The organism is Paenibacillus nitricinens (genome assembly GCF_052056485.1).
Classification (GTDB): Bacteria; Bacillota; Bacilli; order Paenibacillales; family Paenibacillaceae; genus Paenibacillus_AQ; species Paenibacillus_AQ nitricinens.
The window spans coordinates 5,249,687-5,274,709 of record NZ_CP183948.1 but is presented as its reverse complement, the minus strand read 5'-3'; the positions used below and the strand labels follow the sequence as shown (position 1 = coordinate 5,274,709).

20 protein-coding genes are annotated in these 25,023 nt (G+C 43.7%); 19 read left to right on the top strand and 1 reads right to left on the bottom strand.

What is annotated here, in order from left to right; genetic code table 11:
• The first annotated feature begins 131 nt into the window (after positions 1 to 131).
• From ACN6KS_RS23570 to dnaJ, 15 genes are all read left to right on the top strand, one after another.
• Positions 132 to 593: an Rrf2 family transcriptional regulator gene (locus ACN6KS_RS23570; RefSeq protein ID WP_094872696.1), complete on the top strand. Its 462-nt coding sequence runs from the start codon at positions 132 to 134 to the stop codon at positions 591 to 593.
• A 110-nt stretch (positions 594 to 703) separates the two neighbouring features.
• On the top strand, positions 704 to 1,345 hold the full coding sequence (locus ACN6KS_RS23565; RefSeq protein WP_341135513.1) for a nitroreductase family protein: 642 nt from the start codon (positions 704 to 706) through the stop codon (positions 1,343 to 1,345).
• 183 nt (positions 1,346 to 1,528) lie between these two features.
• A complete protein-coding gene (locus ACN6KS_RS23560) occupies positions 1,529 to 3,334 on the top strand; it encodes a cache domain-containing sensor histidine kinase (RefSeq protein WP_440960623.1) in 1,806 nt (601 codons plus the stop codon).
• On the top strand, positions 3,319 to 4,086 hold the full coding sequence (locus ACN6KS_RS23555; protein ID WP_094872699.1) for a response regulator transcription factor: 768 nt from the start codon (positions 3,319 to 3,321) through the stop codon (positions 4,084 to 4,086). Before ACN6KS_RS23560 ends, ACN6KS_RS23555 begins: the two co-directional genes overlap by 16 nt.
• Before the next feature lie 95 nt (positions 4,087 to 4,181).
• Entirely contained in the window at positions 4,182 to 5,486 is a 1,305-nt protein-coding gene (locus ACN6KS_RS23550) for an ABC transporter substrate-binding protein (protein WP_440960622.1), read from the top strand.
• Between the two features lie 91 nt (positions 5,487 to 5,577).
• The gene (locus ACN6KS_RS23545) at positions 5,578 to 6,462 is read left to right on the top strand and encodes a carbohydrate ABC transporter permease (RefSeq protein ID WP_440960621.1); all 885 of its coding nucleotides are present in this window, start codon (positions 5,578 to 5,580) and stop codon (positions 6,460 to 6,462) included.
• A 62-nt stretch (positions 6,463 to 6,524) separates the two neighbouring features.
• Positions 6,525 to 7,352, top strand: coding sequence for a carbohydrate ABC transporter permease (locus ACN6KS_RS23540; RefSeq protein ID WP_094872704.1), 828 nt, complete (start codon positions 6,525 to 6,527; stop codon positions 7,350 to 7,352).
• A gap of 20 nt (positions 7,353 to 7,372) precedes the next feature.
• Complete coding sequence (locus ACN6KS_RS23535; RefSeq protein WP_440960620.1) at positions 7,373 to 9,622, top strand: FAD-dependent oxidoreductase; 2,250 nt, start codon at positions 7,373 to 7,375, stop codon at positions 9,620 to 9,622.
• Positions 9,623 to 9,831: 209 nt separating this feature from the next.
• Positions 9,832 to 11,004: a radical SAM family heme chaperone HemW gene (gene hemW / locus ACN6KS_RS23530; RefSeq protein WP_341135508.1), complete on the top strand. Its 1,173-nt coding sequence runs from the start codon at positions 9,832 to 9,834 to the stop codon at positions 11,002 to 11,004.
• 93 nt (positions 11,005 to 11,097) lie between these two features.
• Complete coding sequence (locus ACN6KS_RS23525) at positions 11,098 to 11,589, top strand: N-acetyltransferase (RefSeq protein WP_094872736.1); 492 nt, start codon at positions 11,098 to 11,100, stop codon at positions 11,587 to 11,589.
• A 205-nt stretch (positions 11,590 to 11,794) separates the two neighbouring features.
• Positions 11,795 to 12,250, top strand: coding sequence for a copper amine oxidase N-terminal domain-containing protein (locus ACN6KS_RS23520; RefSeq protein WP_179281691.1), 456 nt, complete (start codon positions 11,795 to 11,797; stop codon positions 12,248 to 12,250).
• A 152-nt stretch (positions 12,251 to 12,402) separates the two neighbouring features.
• Complete coding sequence (hrcA, locus tag ACN6KS_RS23515; protein ID WP_042191003.1) at positions 12,403 to 13,434, top strand: heat-inducible transcriptional repressor HrcA; 1,032 nt, start codon at positions 12,403 to 12,405, stop codon at positions 13,432 to 13,434.
• A 49-nt stretch (positions 13,435 to 13,483) separates the two neighbouring features.
• Positions 13,484 to 14,065, top strand: coding sequence for a nucleotide exchange factor GrpE (grpE, locus tag ACN6KS_RS23510; RefSeq protein WP_094872714.1), 582 nt, complete (start codon positions 13,484 to 13,486; stop codon positions 14,063 to 14,065).
• Positions 14,066 to 14,180: 115 nt separating this feature from the next.
• Positions 14,181 to 16,028 carry a molecular chaperone DnaK gene (gene dnaK, locus ACN6KS_RS23505; protein ID WP_440960619.1) on the top strand — a complete coding sequence of 616 codons (1,848 nt, stop codon included), beginning with the start codon at positions 14,181 to 14,183 and terminating at the stop codon, positions 16,026 to 16,028.
• Positions 16,029 to 16,285: 257 nt separating this feature from the next.
• On the top strand, positions 16,286 to 17,410 hold the full coding sequence (gene dnaJ / locus ACN6KS_RS23500) for a molecular chaperone DnaJ (protein ID WP_094872718.1): 1,125 nt from the start codon (positions 16,286 to 16,288) through the stop codon (positions 17,408 to 17,410).
• Positions 17,411 to 17,899: 489 nt separating this feature from the next.
• Here dnaJ and ACN6KS_RS23495 read toward each other — a convergent pair whose 3' ends face one another.
• Positions 17,900 to 22,417: a S8 family serine peptidase gene (locus tag ACN6KS_RS23495; protein WP_440960618.1), complete on the bottom strand. Its 4,518-nt coding sequence runs from the start codon at positions 22,415 to 22,417 to the stop codon at positions 17,900 to 17,902.
• A gap of 285 nt (positions 22,418 to 22,702) precedes the next feature.
• On the opposite strand from ACN6KS_RS23495, the gene ACN6KS_RS23490 reads away from it, so the two are divergent.
• From ACN6KS_RS23490 to ACN6KS_RS23475, 4 genes are all read left to right on the top strand, one after another.
• Positions 22,703 to 23,062: a hypothetical protein gene (locus tag ACN6KS_RS23490; protein WP_094872721.1), complete on the top strand. Its 360-nt coding sequence runs from the start codon at positions 22,703 to 22,705 to the stop codon at positions 23,060 to 23,062.
• 39 nt (positions 23,063 to 23,101) lie between these two features.
• Positions 23,102 to 23,281 (top strand): YfhD family protein, encoded by a 180-nt coding sequence (locus ACN6KS_RS23485; protein WP_042130382.1) that lies wholly within the window; start codon positions 23,102 to 23,104, stop codon positions 23,279 to 23,281.
• Positions 23,282 to 23,373: 92 nt separating this feature from the next.
• Complete coding sequence (locus ACN6KS_RS23480) at positions 23,374 to 23,748, top strand: hypothetical protein (protein ID WP_094872723.1); 375 nt, start codon at positions 23,374 to 23,376, stop codon at positions 23,746 to 23,748.
• A gap of 342 nt (positions 23,749 to 24,090) precedes the next feature.
• A complete protein-coding gene (locus ACN6KS_RS23475; protein ID WP_094872724.1) occupies positions 24,091 to 25,002 on the top strand; it encodes a methyl-accepting chemotaxis protein in 912 nt (303 codons plus the stop codon).
• The last annotated feature ends 21 nt before the right edge of the window (positions 25,003 to 25,023 follow it).

Here is a 25,023-nt window from a genome sequence, read left to right as displayed (position 1 = left end):
GTCTCCCCCACCGTATACCCACCGGAAAGGTGAAATGGTGGGGGAGTTTTCTTATTTGAAGGCTTGCGACAAGGCAATGTTTACGATAAAATGCAGGGGAATATCGCACTGCCGAAGGAGGAAAAGGGAATATGCAAGATCAGTCATCTATCAAGAAGCAAATTAAATCCTGCCCCTCTACCTATAAGACATTTAGCTTAGCGCTTCAAGCGTTGGTGATCCTTGCCAAGGAGAATACAACGTGCACGAGTAATGATATTGCGGGATCGATTCAATCCGAGGCGACACTTCTGCGACGAATTCTATCTGTCTTAGCAGGTGCTGGCATCCTTGAAACGCGTGAAGGACGTGATGGCGGATATAAGTTAAGCCGTCCTGCGGAGACCATTTTGCTCGGGGAAGTATACCATGCACTTCAGATTGCAGAAACACGTTGTCAGATCATGTTAGATGCAACAGGGGAACATTTATTTGGAACTAAGATGAAGTCTATTATTGAAGAGCTGACTGAAGAAATGGACCAAAGTATATACAATACATTGCAGAGATATACGATTCTGGACTTGCTAGAGCGAACTTATGAGCTCTATTGACAGTTTAACTTATCAGGAATATACTGTGCGTAATATAACACAGTTAAGGTCGTAGGTCTTAACTGTGATAAATTAGACACAGTAAAGATAATATTGGAGGAGTAATTTATATGTCTACACAGGTTGAGAAACAACAGGAATTTTTCACGGTATTAGAGGATCGTCGTTCTGTACGTTATTATGATCCAGCCGTCAAAATTTCGAAAGAAGAAATTGAAGATATTCTGAAAGTAGCGATCACATCGCCATCCTCTAGCAACTTGCAGCCTTGGCGGTTCCTGGTTATTGATGAGCAGGATTTGAAGGATAAGCTACTTCCTATCGCTTATAATCAGCAGCAGATTGCAGATGCCTCTGCGGTTATTGCCGTATTCGGTGATTTGGAGTGGTTTAATGAAGGCGAAAAAATTTATTCACGCTCGGTTGAAGCGGGTTTTATGACAGATGAAGTGAAGACCATGATGATCAATTCAGTAGATAACGGCTACCGTAGTATGAGCGAGGAAACCTTGAAGAAGATCGTTCATGTTGATGGTGGATTAGTAAGTATGCAACTGATGCTTGCCGCACGTGCGAAGGGGTATGATACCGTGGCAATGGGTGGCTATGATGCAGTGAAATTAAACGAAGCCTTTAATGTACCCGTAAGCTATGAGAATATTATGTTGATAGCGCTGGGTAAGGCTGCGAAGCCTGGGCGTCCTACGGTTCGACTATCCGTGGATGAGGTAACGAAATGGAATACGTTCTAATAAAAGAATAAGATTAGGTAGAGCTGGGAGGTAATCCCGGCTCTATTTTTTTTAGCAGGAGAAGTTTAGAATAAAAGGGGAGAAGAGCCGCTTTTGGTGAAGACAAAAAGATAGCGCGAGAGCTGCGGCTTGAAAAATTATCAAACGAAGTGTATGCACAAAAAATGTAAGGGGAGTTTTCGTTTGAAGCGATTATATTTGAAGCTTACGCCAAGTACCTTTAAGAATCGGATTTTGTTAGCTTTCTTACTGTTAGTACTATCACCCATTGCCATGCTCGTTCTGTATAACTTCAAAGAGACAGAACAAATGCTTCAGGATAATGCGGAAACGAAGAACATAGAGCAGCTTATTGGGATTAAGAATGGTTTTGTTGATCTCATGAGTCTCGTTATGAAAACTGGGTCATTACTTGAACAAGATACAACGATTTTATCGATAATGAAGAATCCCGAGCAATCTGATGAAATCACGAGAAAAAAGCTCGTTGAAAACAAGTTTGGAGCGATTGAAAATACATTCTTCATGAGTGGAGCGACGGTATATTATACTTTAATCGACCTTCATGGAAACGCATACACTTCCTTTATGCCGAGGGAAACCTTGAGCTACGACGAAATCCAATCGGAGGATTGGGTTCAAGCATTGAAGCGAGAAGGAGCGAATCGATATATATGGAATCCGAATGACAAGAATAATGTAGTCCGGGAAAGTACAACAAGTAAGAAAATGCTTAGTCTCTATGAGGTTATGCGTGATAATGGTTTTAACATTTATGCCTATGCAAGACTAAGTATCGATTATGAGGAGTGGTTTACTAGATCAACGTTAGGGAGTAAGCAGGAAGGGGCTTTTTTTCTGCTCGATGCCTCAGGGAGAGTGATGCTTAATCCGGATAAGGATGAGACCTTTTCACCTGATATTGCGCAGAGTATTGTGAAGAGCGCCAACCAGCGGCAGACAGAGCGTGCGGCATCCATCATCGATCCGAAGGAGAAAAGCTTATACACATACAGCTACATCGAAGAGTTGAATGGTTATGTCGTTAAAAAGGTACAGCTAGATCAGCTATTTCTTGAGGTGTACAAGCAGAAGCAACGATTTTTTGCTGTATTTGGAGTCATACTACTGCTATTTGTTCTATTAACTTATTTTATATCATCGACGATTACAGTGCCGCTAAAGAAGCTGCAGAAGAAGATGGAGATGACCGCTAAAACGAATCTCAAAATGAAATTACCCGAACAAGGGCGGGGAGAGATTCTTGCGCTGACTCAGAGTTTCAATATAATGATTCATGATTTAAATGAGCTGTTGCAGCGACTTCAGCTTGAAGAAAAACAGAAGCAATTCGTTCGATTTCAGGTGTTGCTCTCGCAGATGAACCCGCATTTCCTACTAAATACATTGAATACGATAAAGAGTATCGCCTTAGATAAAGATGATGATGAAATTTATGAAATTTGTGTTGCACTAGGCAAAATATTGGAAACAACATTAAATACGGAAGTGGATTTGATTCTGTTAAAGGATGAGATCGTACTGATTGAATCTTACATGGAGATTCAGCGGCAACGCTTCGGACATGGGATTGAGATTCAATATGATATCAACGAGGAGCTGCAATACGCATTAATCCCTAAATTCTGTCTTCAGCCCTTAATTGAAAATAGCTTGATTCACGGCTTCGGTCAGTCTGTGAAACAAGGGAAAATTGATATTTCCGCTAAGGTGACTGGACAACAACTATATCTGCAGGTTAAAGATAACGGCATGGGGATAGAGAGAGCACAGCTGAATAAGGCTGCACGGAAACGAAAAGGAATCGGTGTTCAGAATATTAGGGAGAGCTTAGAGCTGTTGTTCAAGAATCAACGGACAGGCATGGACATTGTATCATCAGACACAGGAACTGAAGTGATTATCCATTTTCCACTTCTTATTTCAAAACCTTACGATGGAGGTAAGCTCACATGTGGAGAACGTTAATTGTGGATGATGAACAACCCGCGGTTAAAAGTATACGGAAGTTATTCTTAAAGGCTGGAATTCCGTTTGAAATTATAGGTGAGGCGGAGAATGGAGAAGTAGGCTTACAAATGATTCGTGAGCTTCGACCTGATGTGGTAGTGACGGATATCAATATGCCAGTGATGGATGGGGTGAAGCTCCTTCAAGTTGCGCGAGAGGAAGGCTTCGACTGCCGATTTGTAATGTTGACCGCATTGAGTGAATTTGAATACGCTCGGCAAGCAATCGTATTTGGAGCTTCGGACTACATTCTGAAGCTATCTTTAGATCTACAAGGTTTGAAGCAGACCATGGATAAGGTTCATGCCGAGCTGGAGCGAATGGTGAAGATGAAGAAGGCAGATAAATGGTTTCCTGAGAAGCAACAAACGGGACCGACAGACCATGTGGAGATGAACAAAATAATTGCTTACATTGAAGAGCATTATTCTGAGGACATCTCGCTCAAATCCATGTCAGAGCTGATACGAATGGATGCCAGCTATATAAGTGACTTATTCAAGAAAAAGACAGGGAAAACGTTGACGAATTATATCCAAGAGCGGCGTATTCAGGCTGGAAAAATGCTGCTTGCCGAGACGAAGCTAACGATTAGTGAGATTGGTCAGCAGGTGGGCTTTGAGAACGATAATTATTTTATTAAAATTTTCAAAAAGTGGTGTGGCGTCACGCCAAATGAATTTCGCAAAGAACCAAAAAACGTTCTATAGTTTCCCAAATGTAGTTCATCCCCCAGAATCCGCTCTGATGATAAAGTTATAGACGTAGAGCACAACACATAATCCTTCCAAGGGGGAAGATATCGATGAAGAAAAAGTGGGTTCCTGCAGTGCTTTCTGTCTTATTAGCAGGTACGATGCTGGCTGGTTGTGGTACTAGTGGAAGTAATGATGCGCAGGGCAGTGCAAATGGACAAACAGCAAAGGAGAAAATAAAGCTTACGATGTGGGGGGCCGTTCCTGCAGAAGCCGGGCCTCAAGCTGTAATTGATAACTGGAATAAAGATCATCCAGACATTCAAGTCGAGTATATCCGTAATGTAAATGACGATGCTGGAAACTTAAAGCTGGACACTGCCTTGATGACCAATCAAAACATAGACCTTTTCATGAACTACGATCTTGCTCATTTACAGAAACGTATGGATGCAGGCGTTGCCTTGGATCTAAGCACGAAAACAGATTATGACATCGACAGCCAGATCGGCGAGGACGCAGCGATGTGGAAAATCAATGATAAGTACTATGGGATTCCAACAAAGAAAAATATGGCGTTTGTATGGTTGAACAAAGATATGCTGGATGCAGCAGGATTACCGATTCCTGCGGTGGACTGGACCTGGTCAGATCTTGAGGAGTATGCGAAGAAGCTGACGAAGCCTGGTGTGTACGGATTATTGCAGGCAGATTCCTCCTTCTCAACAACGATGGACGGTACGCTTGCTGGAATGGGTGTGAAACAGGCGGATGGTACTTCAAACTTTGGAAATGATCTATGGAAAGAACACCTGGAAATATTGCATAACATGATGTTCGTGGACAAATCCACACCGGAATATGGCGAGCAACTGACCAGTAAGATGCCGGTTGATACCATGTTCCTGCAAGGCAAAGCGGCAATGCTGGCAGCAGGTGAGTTTATTTTCCGAAATGCGAACAACTTGAAAGACTATCCGCATGATTTCAAAATCGCGTTCGCTGCGATTCCAAAAGTGAATAAAGATCAAAAGGATTATAAATATTCGTGCGGTGTGGGTGACATGCTTGCTCTTAATGCGAAATCCAAGAACCTGGATGCAGCTTGGGAGTTCGCAAAATGGTATGCGGATGGCGGTATGCTGCCAATGGCAAGCGGTGGTCGTATTCCAGCCTCTAAGAGTGTAGATAGTAAGGAAGCAATGAGCCTTCTCATGAAGGGTGTGGAAGACAAATATGATACAGATTCAATGAATAAAATTGTATTCGGCAAATTCCCATCCTTCCAGCTAAATGTAACTCAACAAGCCATTGATGCACGTAAAGAAGAGTATGAAAAATACTTCTTAAATAAGCAAGATATTGAAACCACGATGAAGAATATGCAAACCCGTTCGCAAGAGTTATTGAAATAATGAAATAGTTAGCACAAAAGAGAAGGAGGAAGATTTCTTCGTTCTTCTCTTTCGTATACCCATTTTTCAGCATACGAAAGGCGGCGATACCGTGAAGCGGAGAAGCTGGATGGACAGACAAGGCTGGATCGGCATGACCTTTATTCTTCCGAATATGATTGGTATTCTCTTATTCTTTATTATTCCTGCAATCTATTCCTTTGTTCTCATGTTTACGAATTATCAATTTTCAAATCCGAATTGGCAATTTACTGGGCTGGATAATCTCAAACGGTTGTTCCATGACGATAATTTCTATGCCTCGATCAAATATACGGTGATATTCCTGATATCGGTTCCAGTATCGATGGTGCTCGCCTTTATTGTAGCGCTATTTCTAAACCGCAGTGTGTATCTTAAAGGCATATTACGTGGAATGTTCTTCCTACCGTATATCTCCAGTGGAGTAGCCGTTGCATTTGTCTGGATGCTGTTATTTCAGCCTTCACAGGGACCCATCAATGAAATGCTTCGCTGGATTGGCATAACATCGCCGCCAGGCTGGTTTGCGGATACGGAAACCGCAATGTATGCCATTGATATCGTACAAATCTGGCTGATGCTTGGCTACAATATGATCATCTATTTAGCAGCACTACAGGAAATTTCGACAGAACAGCTGGAAGCTGCTCGGATTGATGGTGCAAGCACATTCAAAACAACATGGAAAATTGTATGGCCTCTTGTTAGTCCAACAACCTTCCTATTAATGATTACCGGATTAATTATGACGATGAAATCATTCTCGATTATTCAAGCCATTACGGCTGGAGGTCCTAGCGGAAGTACGACGGTCTTATCACTATTCGTTTATAAAACAGCATTCAGTTATTACGATATGGGATACGCTTCAGCCATTTCATGGTTCTTGTTCGCCGTCATTCTCGTCATTACAGTCTTTCAGTGGATCGGCCAAAAGCGCTGGGTTCATTACTAAATGACCCCATAAAGTGGGGCTTTGCGGGGGTCCTGAAACCATAAATTAAAGGAGCAGGCGGTATGAATGAAAATGCAGGAAACATGAAGGTGAAACTGCCAGTAACGATCATCATGTTTATTCTAGGACTATTTATGATTGTGCCTTTCCTATGGATGCTCAGCACATCCTTTCAGACACCTGCCGAGGTGTTTAACAAATGGCTGCCTTCATCTCTCAACTGGAGCAATCATATCCGGGTGTGGACAGGAAGCCATGATTTTGTTCCTTATTATTTAAATTCTCTTAAGATTTCAATGATTGGAACTGTGGGGGCTGTGTTTCTATCTGCCCTTGCCGCTTACGGATTTTCACGTACGTCGTTCAAAGGGCGAGATGGACTATTTGTCATATATCTATCGATGATGATGGTCCCACCTCAGGTGCTTTTTGTTCCAAAGTTTATCATGTTTAACTGGGTGGGGATTTACAATACGCATTGGGCGCTCATCCTGCCAGCCATGTTCTCGATCTTCGGTGTATTTATGCTTCGGCAGTTCTTCATGAGCATTCCTAAGGAAATTACGGAATCTGCTTTTTTGGATGGGGCGGGGCATTACAAAATATTTTTTCGCTTAATTCTGCCATTAGCGAAGCCAGCAATAGCAACGTTTGCTATCCTCGATTTCTCCTGGCAATGGAATGATTATGAGAATGCGCTTGTATTCTTGCAAAGTCCTAAGCTATATACCATTCCGCTTGGATTGCAGAATTTTATTCTTGAGAACAATGTGGACTACAACGGGATGATGGCTGCTTCATCGGCTGCGATAATTCCAATGATTATTATCTTCTTTGTGGGTCAGAAATACATTATTCAAGGGATTTCAAGTTCGGCTGTGAAAGGCTAACTTTAGGAGGGATACTTAACATGAGAACAGAAACGGTTAAATCCGATGTAACAATAGTCGGTGGGGGACTTGCAGGGATGAACGCGGCGATCGCTGCAGCGCGCCTTGGGTTAACAGTATCGCTAGTGCAGAATCGTCCTGTACTTGGTGGTAACTCGAGTTCAGAGGTTCGGGTATGGGTATGTGGTGCAACAGGACATGGTGTAAATCGATATGCACGTGAGACAGGCATTATGGGTGAGTTATTCATCGAGAATCAATACCGGAACCCGGAGGGAAATCCATACTTATGGGATCTAACCTTACTCGAAGCCGTGAAGGCAGAGTCGAATATCAGCTTGTTTCTAAATACCGATGTACGCGAAGTGGAAGCGGAAGGTGAGGCAGGGGATCGTACGATTCGCAGTGTGATCGGTTGGATGATGGGATCTGAGCGGTTGATTACGTTCGAGAGTGAGGCGTTCATCGATTGTACGGGTGATGGTTTGGTAGGCTTTCTAGCAGGAGCTGATTTTCGATTAGGACGTGAAGCCCGCCATGAATTTAATGAGGAATGGGCACCAGAAGTGCCTGATAACATTACATTAGGCAGTACATTATTGTTTTATACACAGGATACAGGAAAACCGGTACGTTATGTTGCACCATCGTTCGCGAAGGATATTACGACAACGTCGATCCCGATCCGTCGGGTCATTCGGAGTGGAGATTCAGGCTGTCACTACTGGTGGATTGAGTGGGGCGGTGAGCTTGATACGGTGGATGAGAATGAACGAATACGTGATGAGCTATCCTCAGTTATTTATGGGATTTGGGATTACATTAAAAACTCAGGTCATTTTGATGCCGAAAATATGACGCTGGAGTGGGTTGGCTCGATTCCGGGTAAACGTGAATACAGACGGTTTGTTGGTGATACGATTCTAACGCAAAATGATATTCTCGCGCAGCGTGAATTTGAAGACCGGATTGGATTCGGAGGTTGGTCAATTGATTTGCATCCACCGCAAGGGATGTACGCACAAGAGAGCGGCTCGAAGCATCTGCATGCGGATGGGATCTATCATATTCCATTTAGTTCACTCTATTCGAAGAATGTGCGGAACCTACTTTTCGCGGGTCGGAATATCAGCGCATCTCATGTGGCTTTTGGAACAACACGCGTCATGGCGACCTGTGCGATCATGGGTGAAGCGGCTGGAACAGGTGCAGCATTATCCGTCATCAAAGGTGTATCCCCTCGTGAAATTCGCAAGCAGCATATACATGAATTGCAACAGGTGATGTTAAAGCAAGATGCTTCGATTATTGGATTGCGTAACGAAGATCCTTTAGAGCTCGCGAGAAATAGTGAGATTCATGCGTCCAGTACGATGAAAGGCATATTACTGGATCGTCCAGCTGAAGCTTATGAGCTTTCTCATGACGTAGGAATTTTGTTTCCGGTTGAAGGTAATATCCTGGGGTTGAAGCTGCTTGTGTCAGCAAGTTCTCAGTCAGAGCTGACCGTTGAGCTATGGACGACTGGGCGTGCGGAAAATTACGTTCCAGCAGAGTGTAGACAGGTTGAAGTTGTAATACTACAAGCTGGGGATCAGCAATGGATTGATGTTCCAGTACAAGAGGAGCAGTGGAGTTCAATCGGCGAATGTAATATCTTCGCTATTATTCGAGCTAATGAGCATATTCAATTGCATATTTCAGAAACCCCAATCACAGGTGTTATTACATTTGAGCGAGGTGTTAAACCTGTAGTCGATTCAGCGCTGGAGGATCATCAGCCAGATCAGCCGGTGATGGAGTGGAGCATGAAACAGCTTGTACGCAGGCATTTCTGTTTTGCGGTTGAAACATCCGCGTATGCTGCATCCAAAGTCACTGACGGGTATGTCCGGCCTTTTGCAGGGCCACATAGCTGGGTTTCTGAGCCGATGACTGCTGGTAGAACGGAGTGGTTAGAGGCGCGTCTGCCGGATGCTGCTTCAGTATCTGAAATTCATTTTACTTTTAACGATGATGTTAATGAGGATCTTATTAACTTACATCACCATGAAACGCCATTTCTAGTGATTCCTGAACTGGTAAAGGCTTACGATGTAGAGTTGCTCATTGATGGCGTGTGGCAAGTCATGTTCCGCGTCAAAGACAATCATCGCCGGAAGAACGTACATCGTTTAGTGAAGCCTGTCCTTACGGACGCTGTTCGGATCATTATTCATGAAACTAACGGAGGAGAACGTGCAGAACTCGTGGAAATGCGGATATATTAAGAAGAAATGGCTTAGCCGTCCCTATAGGGACGGTATCTGTTTTTACGAGAAACACAAAATATAGGATAACGTAAAAACTTATATTTTTTGTATTTTAAAATAGTGTTCATTTATGAATGATCATCCTTAGGGGGAGCCGTCAGGCTTCCCTTTTCTTGTTTTTTAGATTACACTAATCAAACGATATTTTTATATAAAGGAGACAGCTAATGACCACGAATACTAACGGCCGTCCCCCTGAGGCCGTATACATTCATATTCCTTTTTGTACCAATAAGTGCTTTTATTGTGATTTTAATTCCTACGTTCTCAAGGATCAGCCGGTGATGGATTATCTGGAGGCTTTGGATCGGGAAATGGAGCAGACCGTCAAGATCACCCCTCCGGGTGTCATCAAAACAATCTTTGTCGGTGGTGGAACCCCAACTGTACTGAAACCGGATGAGATGGCTTATTTTCTAAAATCGGTTCGAACACATTTCCCGAACTGGGATAAAGATATCGAGTTCTCCATGGAAGCGAATCCGGGAACAACGGATTTAGATAAGTTGACGGTTATGAAAGAAGGCGGCGTGAATCGGGTGAGCTTTGGTGTTCAGGCGTTTCAGAACGAACTCCTTACGGGCATTGGCCGGATTCATAATGTTGATGATGTATATCGCAGTTTAGAGAATGCTAGAGCAGTCGGACTTAACAACCTGTCGGTTGACCTTATGTTTGGTTTACCGAACCAAACAGTCGAGATGCTGAGCGAAAGTATTCGCAAGGCGCTCGAGCTAGATTTACCCCACTATTCTATTTACAGCTTGAAGGTGGAGGAGAACACTCTTTTTCACACCCTATTTAATAAGAACAAACTTCCGCTTCCTAATGAAGAAGACGAACTGCAAATGTACCTCTTGTTGATGTCATCGATGAAGGAAGCGGGCTATAATCAATACGAAATCAGTAACTTCGCAAAACCAGGCAAGGAGAGTCGTCACAATATCACTTACTGGCGTAATGAAGATTATTATGGTCTTGGAGCAGGAGCACATGGATATGTGGGGCGCCAGCGGCATATTAATGTTAAGGGCGTAAATCCTTATATTGAAGCAACACGCAAAGGCCTGCCTCGATTAGACGCATACCCCATCACTGAAGCAGAAGCGATGGAGGACTTTATGATGGTTGGCTTGCGAATGCATAATGGTGTCTCTAATGAGGCTTTTCAGGCGCAATTTGGGCGTTCGATGGAGGATGTATTTGCGAAATCCTTGCATAAGATGCTGCACGCGGGTCTGCTTGAGCACGAAGAGGGTACTTACCGACTCAGCAAGCAAGGAATCCTTTTTGGGAATGATGTTTTCGCAGAATTTGTAGGCGCACTGACAGAGGTTTAATTTTAAAATACCTCTTGAATTGTAATTCACTCTGTTGTATATTTATTCATATTATCAACAGAGGGGTGAATTTAAGTGCTTGCCAAAACGGAAATGATCCGCCATTCGTCTCCTGCAGGAGATGCACAGGTGATTTGCAGAAACGCTGTGATAGAAGATGTTGAACCGTTGTATCTGATGATAGAAGAATACGCACAGCGCGGGATCATGTTGCCCCGTTCCAGGCAGGCGCTGACTCGCCAGATCGATCAATTTGTGATTGCCGAAATCGAGGGTAGATTCGTAGGCTGTGGTTCGCTTTTTAAGCTCGGGAATGATCTCGTTGAGATTCGCTCGATCGGCTTGAATGACGAGGGTAAGGGAAAAGGTATAGGCTCTATGATTTTGGCGAAATTGGTGGAGGAAGCCAGAAACCAGAAAATCCCTAAAGTCATGGCACTAACCTACGCCGTTGATTTCTTTCTAAGAAATGGATTCGAAGTCGTGGAGAAAGAGATTTTTCCCGAAAAGGTATGGACAGATTGCGTGAATTGTAAAAAGCAGCATGCCTGCGATGAAATAGCAGTACTTAAGATGCTGAACTGAGCGTGTAGTCGCTTATTATGAATATAATGCACTTCCATTAGTCTGTTATCCGACTATTGGGGGTGTTTTTTCTGTTATTGTAGAATGGATTATATGAATGGACAGAAAGATGGTGCTACTTTATACTTTAGATTGGGATTTTTTTGAATAAATGTAATGATGAATCTTGGAATGTTGGTTACTTAATCGAATGGAGGGAATTAGGATGAGTCGTACAAACAGAACTGCGGTATATTTGCTAACTCTGTTGCTTATTTTTGTAATACCAATACAAGCTTTTGCCGCGGATAAACCTATTACCATTAATATTGATAACGAGAAAGTGGATTTTTCTGTCCAACCCCAGTATATAAACGGAGTTGTGTATGTTCCGATTAGAACGATTTGTGAAAAATTAGGGATAGCTTATGAGTGGAATAACCAAACCAAAACCGTATCAGGAGTGAAGGGCAATAAGGAGTTTGAACTAAAGTTGGGCAGCAGTGAGGTCATATATAATGGTAAGGCTAGAGCTTTACATGGTCAATCCTTTCTGCAGAACGGAACCATTCTTGTTCCACTAAGATTTGTTGCAGAATCTATACAGAATGCGGTAATATGGGACGGCTCAACTTATACTGCCAGTATTACTACAGACGGAGTATTGGAAGCACAGGAGTAATCGATTATGATTTAAAACTACAAAGTAGTACTTAAGATGCTGAACTCACTTGACAATGTCAATGTCAGTTTGGTATTTTTGTATTAGTGGTTAGCACTCATCTGAGTCGAGTGCTAACGAATCGGAGCCAACAGCCGATAGGAGGGGATAACATGTTAACTGATCGCCAGAGAATGATACTAAATGCAATTGTAGATGATTATATTTCATCCGCAGAACCGGTAGGATCTCGCAGCATTTCTAAACGGGGTGATGTAGGGTACAGCCCTGCGACCATTCGAAATGAAATGGCTGACCTAGAGGATTTGGGTTATCTCGAGCAGCCTCATACATCGGCAGGGAGAATTCCTTCCCATAAAGGATACCGATATTATGTGGATCATCTGGTACCGTGGAATTCCGCCGAAACGGCAGAGATGGGCACGATCCGCGCTTTTTTTGCCGAGAAGCTGAATGCGATGGAGCAGGTAATCCAACATGCGGCGATGATTCTTTCCAATATGACGAATTACACTTCCATCCTTCTGGGACCGGAGGTTTTTCATACATCATTGCGTCATTTTCAGTTGTTACCACTAGATGATAAAACCGCTGTAGCGATTATTGTTACAAGTACGGGTCAAGTTGAGAACCGTACGGTGAACATTCCACCGGAGATATCCGTTTCCGAGATGGAGAAAGTGGTTAACCTACTGAATAGTAAGCTGGTCAATGTACCACTCTATAAGCTGAAGACTCGGCTGTATTCCGAGCTTGGCGAGGAAATGCAGCGTCACATCTCACATTATGAAGAATTAATGCAAGTGCTGGACATTGCGCTGGAAAGTGATCAAGAGCAGCGTATCTATCTTAGTGGAGCCACGAATATGCTTACACAGCCTGAGTTCAAGGATGTTGATAAGGTGAAAAGCATTCTTGATCTGCTGGAAGAGACGCCTACATTGCTCAAAATGCTGGCCCCTACAACAGGCGGCACAGGTATCCAGGTCCGAATAGGGACGGAGAACAATCATGAAGCGTTCGCTAACTGCAGTCTGATCACCGCCACTTATTCTCTTGATGGGCAGGCACTGGGGAGCATAGGTATCCTTGGTCCGACACGAATGGAATATGCAAGAGTGATGGGGATCTTGGGCATTTTATCCCGAGATTTGACAGCGATGCTGGCACACTGGTATAAGTGAACAGAGTCAACATTGATTACGTGAATGATTTTAAGGAGGTGAAGACAACTTGAAAAAGGAACAAGTTCAAGATGCTAATGAATTCAAAGATGATTTGATAAATGAGGAACTTGAGGCTAATGTAGCTTCTGAAACCAACTCATTTACGACAGAAGAAATTAGTGAAGGTGCTTCAGGCACAGGTGCGGAGGTAAAACGTCTGCAGGATCTCGCTGACGAATATCAAGGACGTGCGCTGCGTGCGCAGGCTGATTTTGATAACTTCCGTCGTCGTACTCAGAAGGAGAAAGAAGAGTTGGCTCAATATGCCACCTCCAAGCTCGTGACTGAATTGCTTTCAGTACTGGACAATTTCGAGCGTGCGTTAGTCACTACTCCCAGTAGCCCTGAGTCCGAAGCTTTCGTTAAGGGTGTTGATATGATTTTCCGTCAGCTAGATGGGGTATTGAAGTCCGAGGGACTTACGGCTATGGAAACAGTAGGCCAGCCTTTTAATCCTGAATACCATCAGGCTATTATGCAGGTGGAGAGCGAGGAGTACGAAGAGGGTATCGTAACGGAAGAGGTCCAAAAGGGATATCTCCTGAAAGATAGAGTCCTTCGTCCTGCTATGGTCAAAGTCAGCATGTAATCTGTATATATAGGACGGGCAGTATCTGTCCGCCATCGGTACCAACCGAATTTTTAAATATTTTATTATTTTAATGAGCGAATGCTCCATATACCTTTAGAGGAGGCAAATTATTGTGAGTAAAGTTATCGGTATTGACTTAGGAACCACGAACTCTTGCGTTGCCGTAATGGAAGGCGGCGAAGCCGTTGTAATTCCAAACCCAGAGGGCGCGCGTACAACCCCTTCGGTGGTAGGTTTTAAGAAAGACGGCGAACGTATCGTCGGTGAAACAGCTAAACGCCAGGCAATTACTAACCCTGATCGTACGATCAGCTCGATTAAACGCCATATTGGTACGAACCATAAAGAAAGCATCGATGGTAAAGAATACTCTCCACAAGAAATTTCAGCAATGATTCTGCAAAAGCTGAAATCCGATGCAGAGGCATATCTTGGCCAAACCGTTACTCAAGCTGTTATCACAGTTCCTGCTTATTTCAATGACAGCCAGCGTCAAGCTACTAAAGATGCAGGCAAAATTGCAGGTTTGGAAGTTCTACGTATTGTGAACGAGCCAACTGCTGCAGCTTTGGCTTACGGTCTTGAGAAATCTGAAGATCAAACGATCCTTGTCTATGACCTTGGTGGCGGTACGTTCGACGTATCTATCCTTGAACTGGGCGATGGTTTCTTCGAAGTAAAAGCTACAAGCGGTGACAACAAACTTGGTGGCGACGACTTTGACCAAGTGGTTATGGATTACCTTGTATCCGAATTTAAGAAAGAGCAAGGCATTGATCTGAGCAAAGATAAATCGGCTGTACAACGTTTGAAAGATGCTGCTGAAAAAGCGAAAAAAGAATTGTCAGGCGTACTGACAACTACTGTATCTCTTCCGTTCATCACAGTTGTTGACGGAGTACCACAGCACTTAGAGATCAACCTTACTCGTGCTAAATTCGATGAGCTGACTACTGGTCTAGTTGAACGTACTTTGGGACCTACTCGTCAAGCCTTGTCTGATGCTGGCATGACGCCTGCAGACCTTACTAGAATCGTTCTGGTAGGCGGTTCTACTCGTATCCCTGCGGTACAAGATGCTATCAAGAAACTTACTGGTAAAGAGCCTCACAAAGGTGTGAATCCAGATGAAGTAGTAGCACTGGGTGCTGCTGTTCAAGCGGGTGTATTGACTGGTGAAGTAAAAGACGTTGTATTGCTCGACGTAACTCCGCTTTCCCTCGGTATTGAAACTGCAGGTGGCGTGTTTACGAAGATGATCGAGCGTAACACTACGATTCCTACAAGTAAATCCCAAGTATTCTCGACCTTTGCTGACAACCAACCTAGCGTAGAGATTCACGTGCTGCAAGGTGAACGTCAAATGGCAAATGGCAACAAAACATTGGGACGCTTCATGTTGAACGAGATTCCACCAGCACAACGCGGTGTACCACAAATCGAAGTTTCTTTCGATATTGACGCCAACGGTATTGTGAATGTGTCTGCAACTGATAAAGGCACGAACAAGAGCCAAAAGATCACCATCACTTCTTCCGGCGGTCTGAGCGACGCAGAAGTAGAACAAATGATGAAGGATGCCGAGCTTCACGCTGAGGAAGACCGTAAGCGTAAAGAATTGGTAGAAGCGAAGAACAGCGCTGACCAACTCGTGTATTCCACTGAGAAAGTGATCAAAGATCTTGGAGATAAAGCTGATGCTTCCGAAGTTGAAAAAGCTAATGAAGCTAAAGATAAAGTGAAAGCAGCTCTTGAAACTGACAATCTTGAAGAAATCAATGCAGCTACAGAAGCATTGACTGAGATTGTACAACAGTTGTCCATGAAGCTGTACGAACAAGCTGCTCAAGCAGAGCAAGGTGCTGAAGGTGGCGCTGGAGCTGCTGAAGGCGCTCCTAAGAAAGACAATGTAGTTGACGCTGATTATGAGGTTGTTGACGAAGATAAGAATCAAGGGTAACCTTAGACGATAAGTGTATAGGGCGTAACTGATAAATTCTTATATAGTTAAGAAGGGAAGGTCAAAACCGGGTCATCCCGTGTTTTGACTTTCCTTTTGTAATATCAGTTTGCACACTCTTCGCGAATGCGCCTTCTGATATTGTAAGAATAAACATCTGCTGGAACTGGATGGTCAGAGCCTGGGGTTTTATCGTATAATGGTTTCTTTGACAGAGAATTAGGAATTTGAGTATGTAACGTACGGAGGTGAAAGCAGTGGCAGATAAACGCGATTATTATGAAGTGCTTGGCCTCAGTAGAGATGCTTCAGACGACGAGGTGAAGAAAGCGTACCGGAAATTGGCGCGCCAATATCACCCAGACGTGAATAAAGCAGATGATGCTGAAGCTAAGTTTAAAGAAGTAAAAGAAGCTTACGATGTTCTTAGCGACGGACAACAGCGAGCTAGATATGACCAATATGGCCATATTGATCCTAACCAAGGTATGGGCGGCTTCGGAGGCGGCGGTGGCGGCGACTTCGGAGGACTAGGCGATATCTTTGATATGTTCTTTGGCGGCGGCGGACGTCGTGATCCTAACGCACCACAGCGCGGTGGAGATTTGCAGTACACCATGACCATTGAATTCAAGGAAGCGGTATTCGGTAAAGAAACCGATATTACTATCCCACGTACAGAAACTTGCGATACCTGCTACGGCTCCGGGGCTAAACCGGGTACTAAACCAGAGACTTGTTCCACTTGTCATGGTAGTGGGCAACAGGAATTCGTACAGAATACACCACTTGGACAGATGCGTAATCGTCGTCCATGTTCGCATTGCAGTGGTACAGGTAAGATTATTAAAGAAAAATGTACGACTTGTAGCGGACAGGGTAAAGTTAAGAAGCAACGTAAGATTCATGTGCGTATTCCTGCCGGTGTCGATGACGGCGCGCAGCTGCGCATGACTGGTGAAGGCGAAGGCGGCTTACGTGGCGGTCCTGCTGGAGACTTGTATATTGTTATCCGTGTTAAATCGCATGATTTCTTCGTGCGTGAGAACGATGATATTATGTGCGAGGTTCCACTTACGTTTGCACAGGCCGCACTTGGCGATGAGATTGAGATTCCTACCTTAACGGAAAAAGTGAAGCTGAAGATTCCTGCAGGAACACAGACCGGTACTTTCTTCCGTCTCAAAGGCAAAGGGGTTCCACGTCTACGTGGATCTGGTCAAGGCGACCAGCATGTTAGAGTCATTGTTGTGACACCTAGCAAGCTGAATGACGAGCAAAAAGATTTGTTGCGACAGTTCGCCGCTCTAAATGGAGAAAACACTCATGAGCATGAGCAATCCTTCTTTGATCGTGTGAAGCGTGCGTTCCGCGGGGACTGATATTTCTAATTTAATTAGTTGAGTAAATAAAAATAAAGCAGAGCAGCGATCCCCTCGTTATTTGGGGATCGCTGCTCTGCTTTTTTGGTTAGTAGAGACGACTTACCAATTTCATGTAGCGCCTTTAAGAAGGTGCTAGAAGCCGCGAAAATCTACGAGCCCGCAAACCCGGCAAACACGACTGAACTTCAGGACCCCGCACCCCGCGCCAGTAACCCGACCCCAGTAAAGCCCGGCTGTGTTCCAGGTTTTTTAACAAACTATCTACTTTGAATTATCTGCACAGGTTATCGGACCCAGACGGCGTTATTAGCGAATTTATCGTCCAGTGCAGCTATTGCCCAAAAAAGTGTTTATTATTGGTGCTTTTCAGGCGAATAGCGACTACAGTCCGATAGTGGCATCGGATCGGCAAGGAAGAAATATGACCTAAAGACGAAAGAATCCCAGCAGCCAATGCCTGCTGGGATTCTTTCTTTTAAAGTGCAACTAGAGGTTGTTCGAAGAACGTAGATCCTCGAGCACACGGCTCAGAATCGTTGCTGCTTGTGCACGAGTCAGAGTACCTTGTGGATTGAAGTTATCTGCAGTAACACCTTTGAGATAACCTTTGGTTACAGCATAGGCTACAGCGTTGCGTGCTTCCGCAGCGATGCTGTCGGCATCCTTAAAGCTTAAAGGTGTTTTGGCTATTGTAAGATCTGCACCAAGGGCCTTAGCAATGATAAGAGCTGCTTCCTCGCGGGTCAGCACATCACGAGATCCGCTTTCTTTGATGCGAGTATTCCAAGTGTCACCTTTTCCAAGTAGACGGTCGAAGAGCGTTAGAAGCTCTGCCTGATTTAAGGTGTCGGCAGGCTTAAAGCTGCCATCGGCTCCTTTGCCAGCAATGATACTATGGGCAGCAAGGACCTCGATATCGGTTTGAGCCCAGTGTGTGCCAATATCTTTAAAGCTTATATTTCTGGATGCTGCGCTGTAAGAACCATCACCAGTAACGTTAAACTGTAGAATCCCATCTTTATTGATAGAACCAGGTTGCAGGTAGGACCATTTACGATCTTTTGATTCTACATAAGCAGCAGTCTTTCGAGCATCATGTAGACTGGCGGCTTTTAGATTAAGCTGAAGGATGATCGGCTTTCCGGTTGTCCAACCATTTTTGATGGTGAGAATAGAAGAACCGATATTTATTGCGGCTGAGCTACCTGCTAAAACTGCTGTATTGCCCGCATCTGTCAGGCTAATCGTAAGGGTCAAGCCGTTGCTGTTGATGAAATCCGGAAGAGTCGCCGCTGGAATAAGTACATTGAACCCACTACCGTTTAGGCGGAGCGTATTCTCCGATTTTTTTAACTGCTCGGCTTGGGCCGGGGTAAGAGAAATAACCACTTGGCTATATTTATTGAAGCTTACATCGCTTAGATCAAGTACAGAAGTCTTGTCTTTTGCATTCTGGATCGAATTTGCTAATGCAGTATCTAAGATGTTGAATACCGCTGAAGGCTTGCCGCCTGCTGGATCTGCGGTCTCTACCAGCTTCCCTGATTTTAAAGTGGTTCCAGAAGCAGGAGCACTGGTTGCTGTAGGTACATACGAATCAGTTGATGGTGTTGATGTCGGAGTTGCTGTTGGTGACTCTGTTGGTGTAGGTGTCGGCGTCGGCGTTTCAGCTGTCTTAACAGTTACACTTACCGTTCTCAAACCGGATGCGATTGTTGATTTTGTAGCATCATTCAAGACCTGTACATCGTACAGCTCAAAGTCGTATTTTCCCACAGTAGATGGTTTGAAGGTTATTTTGCCTAGTGAACCTGAGCCGTGATAAGCACCACCTGACAGATTGACATTATACTGTGTCAGTTTGCGGCCGTCTTCTAAATCATAGGTTTGTGAGAATTCTGTAAGTGGAATACCAGAGAAATTCTCCTCTTGATACGTTGCCAGTTGTACGCTTGGCTGGATCGCCGGTGTTTCGAGAGAATCATCGTAAATGACAGCGAATGAAGCCCCATAGACGCCATAAACCTCATCTGTCACGGAATACCCAAGATCAATGGTTACCGGTTGCCCCTCATCAATGGTGGCTGCAGATAGAGACGGAGTTACATTGAAAATACCATCTCCTGTGCTATAAAGCAGTCGCTGAGCATAATCATCGTCGTCCGCGCCGTTACCTACTTTATCAACCACATAGATTTTGTACTCATTAAGTCCCTCGTTAACAGGAACGTCAATGGAAAAAGCACCGTTATTTGCAATCACACCGCCAAATTTATAAGTATTCCCATCATAATGTTTACCTTCGGCGTACACGGTAAACCAGTTTCCAATAGGTTGTGTATTAGAAATATAATAGGCCATGAGGTCATCATCAATAAAACCGCTGATTTGAGCTGCACCAGGATCGGTTGGCGCCTCACGTTCATACTCCTCAAGTGTGATGCCGGAAACGATTGGCTTCTCCGTATCAATTGTGAACTTGATCTTTTGATTCTTGAGCAGTTGCCCATTAGGAAGCACAGGCGTGATGTAGTAGTGACCATCTGCTAAAGTAGACTTGGCGGAAGTCTCCAGGTCTGTTAAAGTTCCATTCCAATTTGGAATCTCGTATACGCCACGATAAACCTTTTCATCAATAGAATAAACTTCACCTAAAACTGTTGCAGGAGCATCTATTGGAGAGGCTACGAAACTTATGCCATCCAGTTCTTCATTGACAGAGAAGGTAAGGGTGGTGTCGTCTGAGCGTCCATCGCCATTAGGAGAAATCTGTGGACTTTCAAAAGAAAGTTGATTAACAGGCTCTAAATTGAATTTATCGCCGACAAGTGCATTAAAGGGAAGGCGAAGAGTTTCTGTATCAGAGGTTAGGAACAGGATTCCTTCATATGCACCCTCTTTTGCTGTGTCAGATACCTTTAGTGAAAATTGTGCATATTGATCTACACCTGAGGTAACGCTGTCTGGTGCAATATTAATACTAATGTCACCAGGTGCTTCTGTAAGCCATTTGGTGGACAGAGTATAGGTTGATCCTTTCTCATTAAAATTTTCTACATAAACTGATTTCGTTACGCTAGCCCCTTTTGGGAGCAGGCCAAAGGACAAGGAACCTGTGTAATAAGGGATTTCTACAGTACCTGGAAGACCACTAATTAAGCTCTCCCCGACTTTAGCAATAGATTCAGCTTTTGATGATTTCTCCAAATTAATTAATCCGGCACCTTGTTGATACAAAGAGTAAGCATCTCCATTACGCTTGAAGATAGGATCCGCATTGTTCATCAGCAGTGCTTTAATTTCATTTGGCTTAAGGTTAGAGTTTTCACTCAATAGCAAAGCGACAGCTCCTACAACATGTGGGGTTGCCATACTGGTTCCGCTTTTTAAGCCATAAGCATGTTCGTAATCCCCAGTCCAGCTAGGTATCGTCGAGTTGATATTGACCCCTGGCGCAACAACATCAGGTTTGATTAGATAATCCGGCATCCCCGGACCCATAGAGCTAAAATTAGCTAACTGATTTACTTCAAGCGCTATATAGTAACTGATTATATCTTTAGCAGCCTTCATCTGAGTTTTTATCTCTTTGCCATCTTCTTGAGTAATTCCGTAGGTAGGAATGTAATTCCCGGGCGCACCGAGGGTGGGACTGAGTTCACCTTCAGCATTATTAGCAATTAGGACAAGCTTGGCTCCAGCTGCTTTGGCATTTAGAGATTTATCTCCGAAGCTCAGCTCACCTCGATCGACAAGGACTACCTTATCTTTGACATCCAAATTTGTGTAATTGGAAGTAGCTCCAAGACCAGCGTAAACGATCTTACTACCGGCGATATTATCAACTAAATCTGGGGAATAAGTGGCTAATGTCCCTGGAATTTTTTTAACATCGCCAATATCAAAGAATGGGGTATTCACTGGGGTAGTAGAAGCACCTACACTAAGTGCAAGTTGAGATCCAGCAGGTTCGCCTAATGTTCCTACATCCGGTCCAGCGTTACCGGCGGCAACAACAACATTTACGCCCGATTTTATGGCGTTGTCTATCGCGATTGAACTTGCGGAATAACTTTGGTTGACATCAGAGCCCAGGGAAAGGTTAATGATATCGGCTCCATCAGCGACCGCTTTCTCAATACCCGCGATTACAACCGCTGTTGGACCGGAACCGTAAGGGCCAAGTACGCGATACGCGTACAAATCCACTTCAGGTGCAACATCCAATATTGTACCGGCTACATGAGTGCCATGCGAGGTTTCATATGGGCTACCATTTTTTGGAGGGAAGTTAGCGTCAGGAGGTGTTTCTGACGGATCATTATCCTGATCATAGGCATCGTACCCCCCCTTATAATTATCCTTTAATAAAGGGTGATTTTTATCGATGCCAGTATCGACAACCGCTACCTGTACCCCTTCCCCTGTGTAACCTAATGCATGTAGTTTATCCGCACCTATAAGATTGCCGCTGTCCGAATAAGAACGTGTAACAGGCAAAGTCGCTAACTCAACACTGTCTGCTAACGCATGGACTTCATCATTTGGATAAACAGCTGCAACGCCCGGAAGCTCTAACAGCTTGTTAACTTGATTGGCTGGCAGAGTAATGGAATATCCGTTAAAAATCTCACTGTATTCAAAACCGATATCGGCATCGATTTTCTGCGCTGAGGAAATAAAACTTTTATGCTCCGAGATAATTTTACTGCGTTGTAAGGAGACTGAGGATCGTAAAGAAGAAGTTTTAGCCTCATTTTCATACACACTGACTGGTTTATTAGTTAATTCCACAATTACGGATACTGGTGCTGAACCTTTGAGCACACCCGCGTAGTTATGAGGGGTCGCACTTTGAGACTGTACATTATTAACTAGGTTAGTTGATGATTCAAGGGATGAGTTCGCAAATGCAGCGGATGGAAAAAGGACAGAAACAGCCAGTCCGAAGCTCGCCGCCCCAATACCAATTCTTTGAATAGAGTGTTTAAAGGTACGTTTCAAATAAGTTCATCCTCCCAAAATGAATTTTTATATTGCAGTGTGTATCTGTAATTCTCCTCCTCAACATAAAATGTAAAAAATTATGAAAATTAAATTTATTCTACAGCTATAACTTCAAATCGAATATACAACTTTAGTACTATATTGCAGGGAAGCGTCGAGGAAAATGTCGAATTCCCAGTAAATAAGTGGAGTATGAGAAAAAAAGGGCATAAAAGAAGTGAAATGAAGACAATATAAAGGAATGCAACAGATATCTGAATTTCAAGCGAGAGCGGGGATAAGATGTCGGAAAGATCTATTTTGGCTTATTTTAAAAGTCCTGAAGAAGCGGAGGGTGTTGCTCGTAAGCTCCGTGCACTTCGGGCCATTGAAATTTCCGTTGATCGCTTCAGTAGATATGGAGGCACGAGCTTTAGCTCAGGGGTAAACCCAGTGACAGGCAATGTTGCCAGAATGGACTCCATGACTGCTGAGCGTGCACACACAGGCATACTAGCTGCTGCTGATACCAGCGCCAGTGGGATGAGTCATGGCGGAGATGGAGGACCGACGGGTAGAGATATTTTACTTACGGTGATCTTGAATTCGGAGTCCCATGATCAAGCATTACGCATAATTGAAGAAGCAGGCGGGATGATTTGAATAATAATTTTCTTAATAAGAAGGGAGACGATCGATACTATGGATAGAGAGAACTCGCAAATATTCTCAAAGACCGAGAAGATGAAAATGCTGTACGAGGCGAAGGCAGAGGACGTAGAGTTTTCAGCAGCGGAGGCAGATCTGGAGGATATCGAAGCCCAGGCCCGGGCTCTAGAAGCAGACAAACGTCAGCTGCATGAAATTATGAAAAAAGAATAGATGCTAAAGTTAGGGCAGATACCTCACATTGTGGGGTATTTTTGCGTACTGGTGTGTATAATTAAGAGAATAGCCCAAGCAGGGGGGAGAATATGGACAACGTTATTTTATGGATAGGTTTAGCACTGCTTATCGCATTCTTAACTTTTATGAATCAGAAGCAACTGTACTCTTCAAAAGTAAAACAGGCCTACCGTGAGCTGCGGGAGCTAACTGAAAAAGTTCGGCTGGAACGATCTGAGGCAAGCGATTTATACCGTTGGGAAGTAGAATTAGCGGAGATGGAGAAACACCCGAACGAACTTAATAAACTGGATGCTGAGATTGGGCTTCGCCAGGCCTTTGTGATGTATTTGGAACGGCATTCTCCTCTGGATGTAAGACTTCCAAGTTTAAAGGAGGCTGCTGCCCATCAGAAGGATTCGGTGTGGGGCATCAAAATGGGAGATTACGGACCCAAGAAATAAATAAGGAAATGTACATAAAAAGAATAGGCACTGGTTCGAACCCTGGCTGGAATTACGGCTGGGGTTTTTGTTATTACATCTAAATCTCTAATATCTAGAAAAAGGCTTAATTTGGTAGAAATTATAGGGAGGTTTTCCCTGCGTATCATCACTTAGGATTATTTCAGGGATCAACTATTAGAAAGGAGTAATACCCGCTCGTCATTGGTCTATTTTAATTACGAATTAATTTCAGCTTAATAAAAATGATGTATTACTCTCTGCGTAATAAGCGCGTATAATTGATCAAATATACTTCAAGATGACGCGAATAACTTATTGATATTCAGGAGGAATTATTATATGGGAATGGTACACTCTCAAGGAGTTACCGATGAGCTTGTTGTCCGATCTTTAGAAAAAAATTTAGCGATTATCAGGTTTGATCTTAATCGACGAGTGGCTTATGTGAATGAAGTTTTTGCTAGTTCGATGGGGTATAGCAAAGAAGAGATGTATGGGATGCACCACAAAGAGTTTTGCTTTTCTCATTTTGTAAATAGCCCGGGCTATGAGTTGTTCTGGCAAGATCTTTTTTTAGGGAAAAGTTTTCAGGATAAAATCGAACGGATGGATGCAAAAGGAAATGCGGTATGGTTGGAAGCTACATATATGCCAGTCTTTGATGAAAACAATGAACAGGTCATTGGCGTATCCAAGATAGCGGCTAATATCACGGAGCGTCAAAATAACATGAGTGTTGTGGTGCAGCGGATGCAAGAGATGTCGGACAACCTGAATCAAAGAGCTGAGAAAGGGATTGAACGCAGTCAAGAACTACTACGGAGTGTCGACAAAATTGCCGAAGTATCGATCGAAAATACACAGACGTTAGCGAATCTGGAGAAACAAGCGGTATCGATTCAGGGTATTGTACAAACGATTCGTAATATTGCTTCGCAAACGCAACTCTTAGCGCTTAATGCAGCAATTGAAGCGGCACATGCCGGGGAGTTTGGGCGAGGTTTTGATGTGGTGGCAAAAGAAGTTAGGAAGCTATCTTCCATGGTGCAGGATTCGATCATTCAAGTGAAAGATAGTGTGGATGCGATCACGCTGGAAATCGAAAAGATCTCCAAAGGAACAAACCAGGTACAAGAAAATATAGAAGATAGTCAACAGCAGATTCAAATCGCATTAGATGATTTCAAGAATATTTCTTCTTCAGCCCAGGATTTAGATACACAAGCGCGAGAGGTTATGAATATTGTTTAGTCTGTTGTATGTAATTTGTGA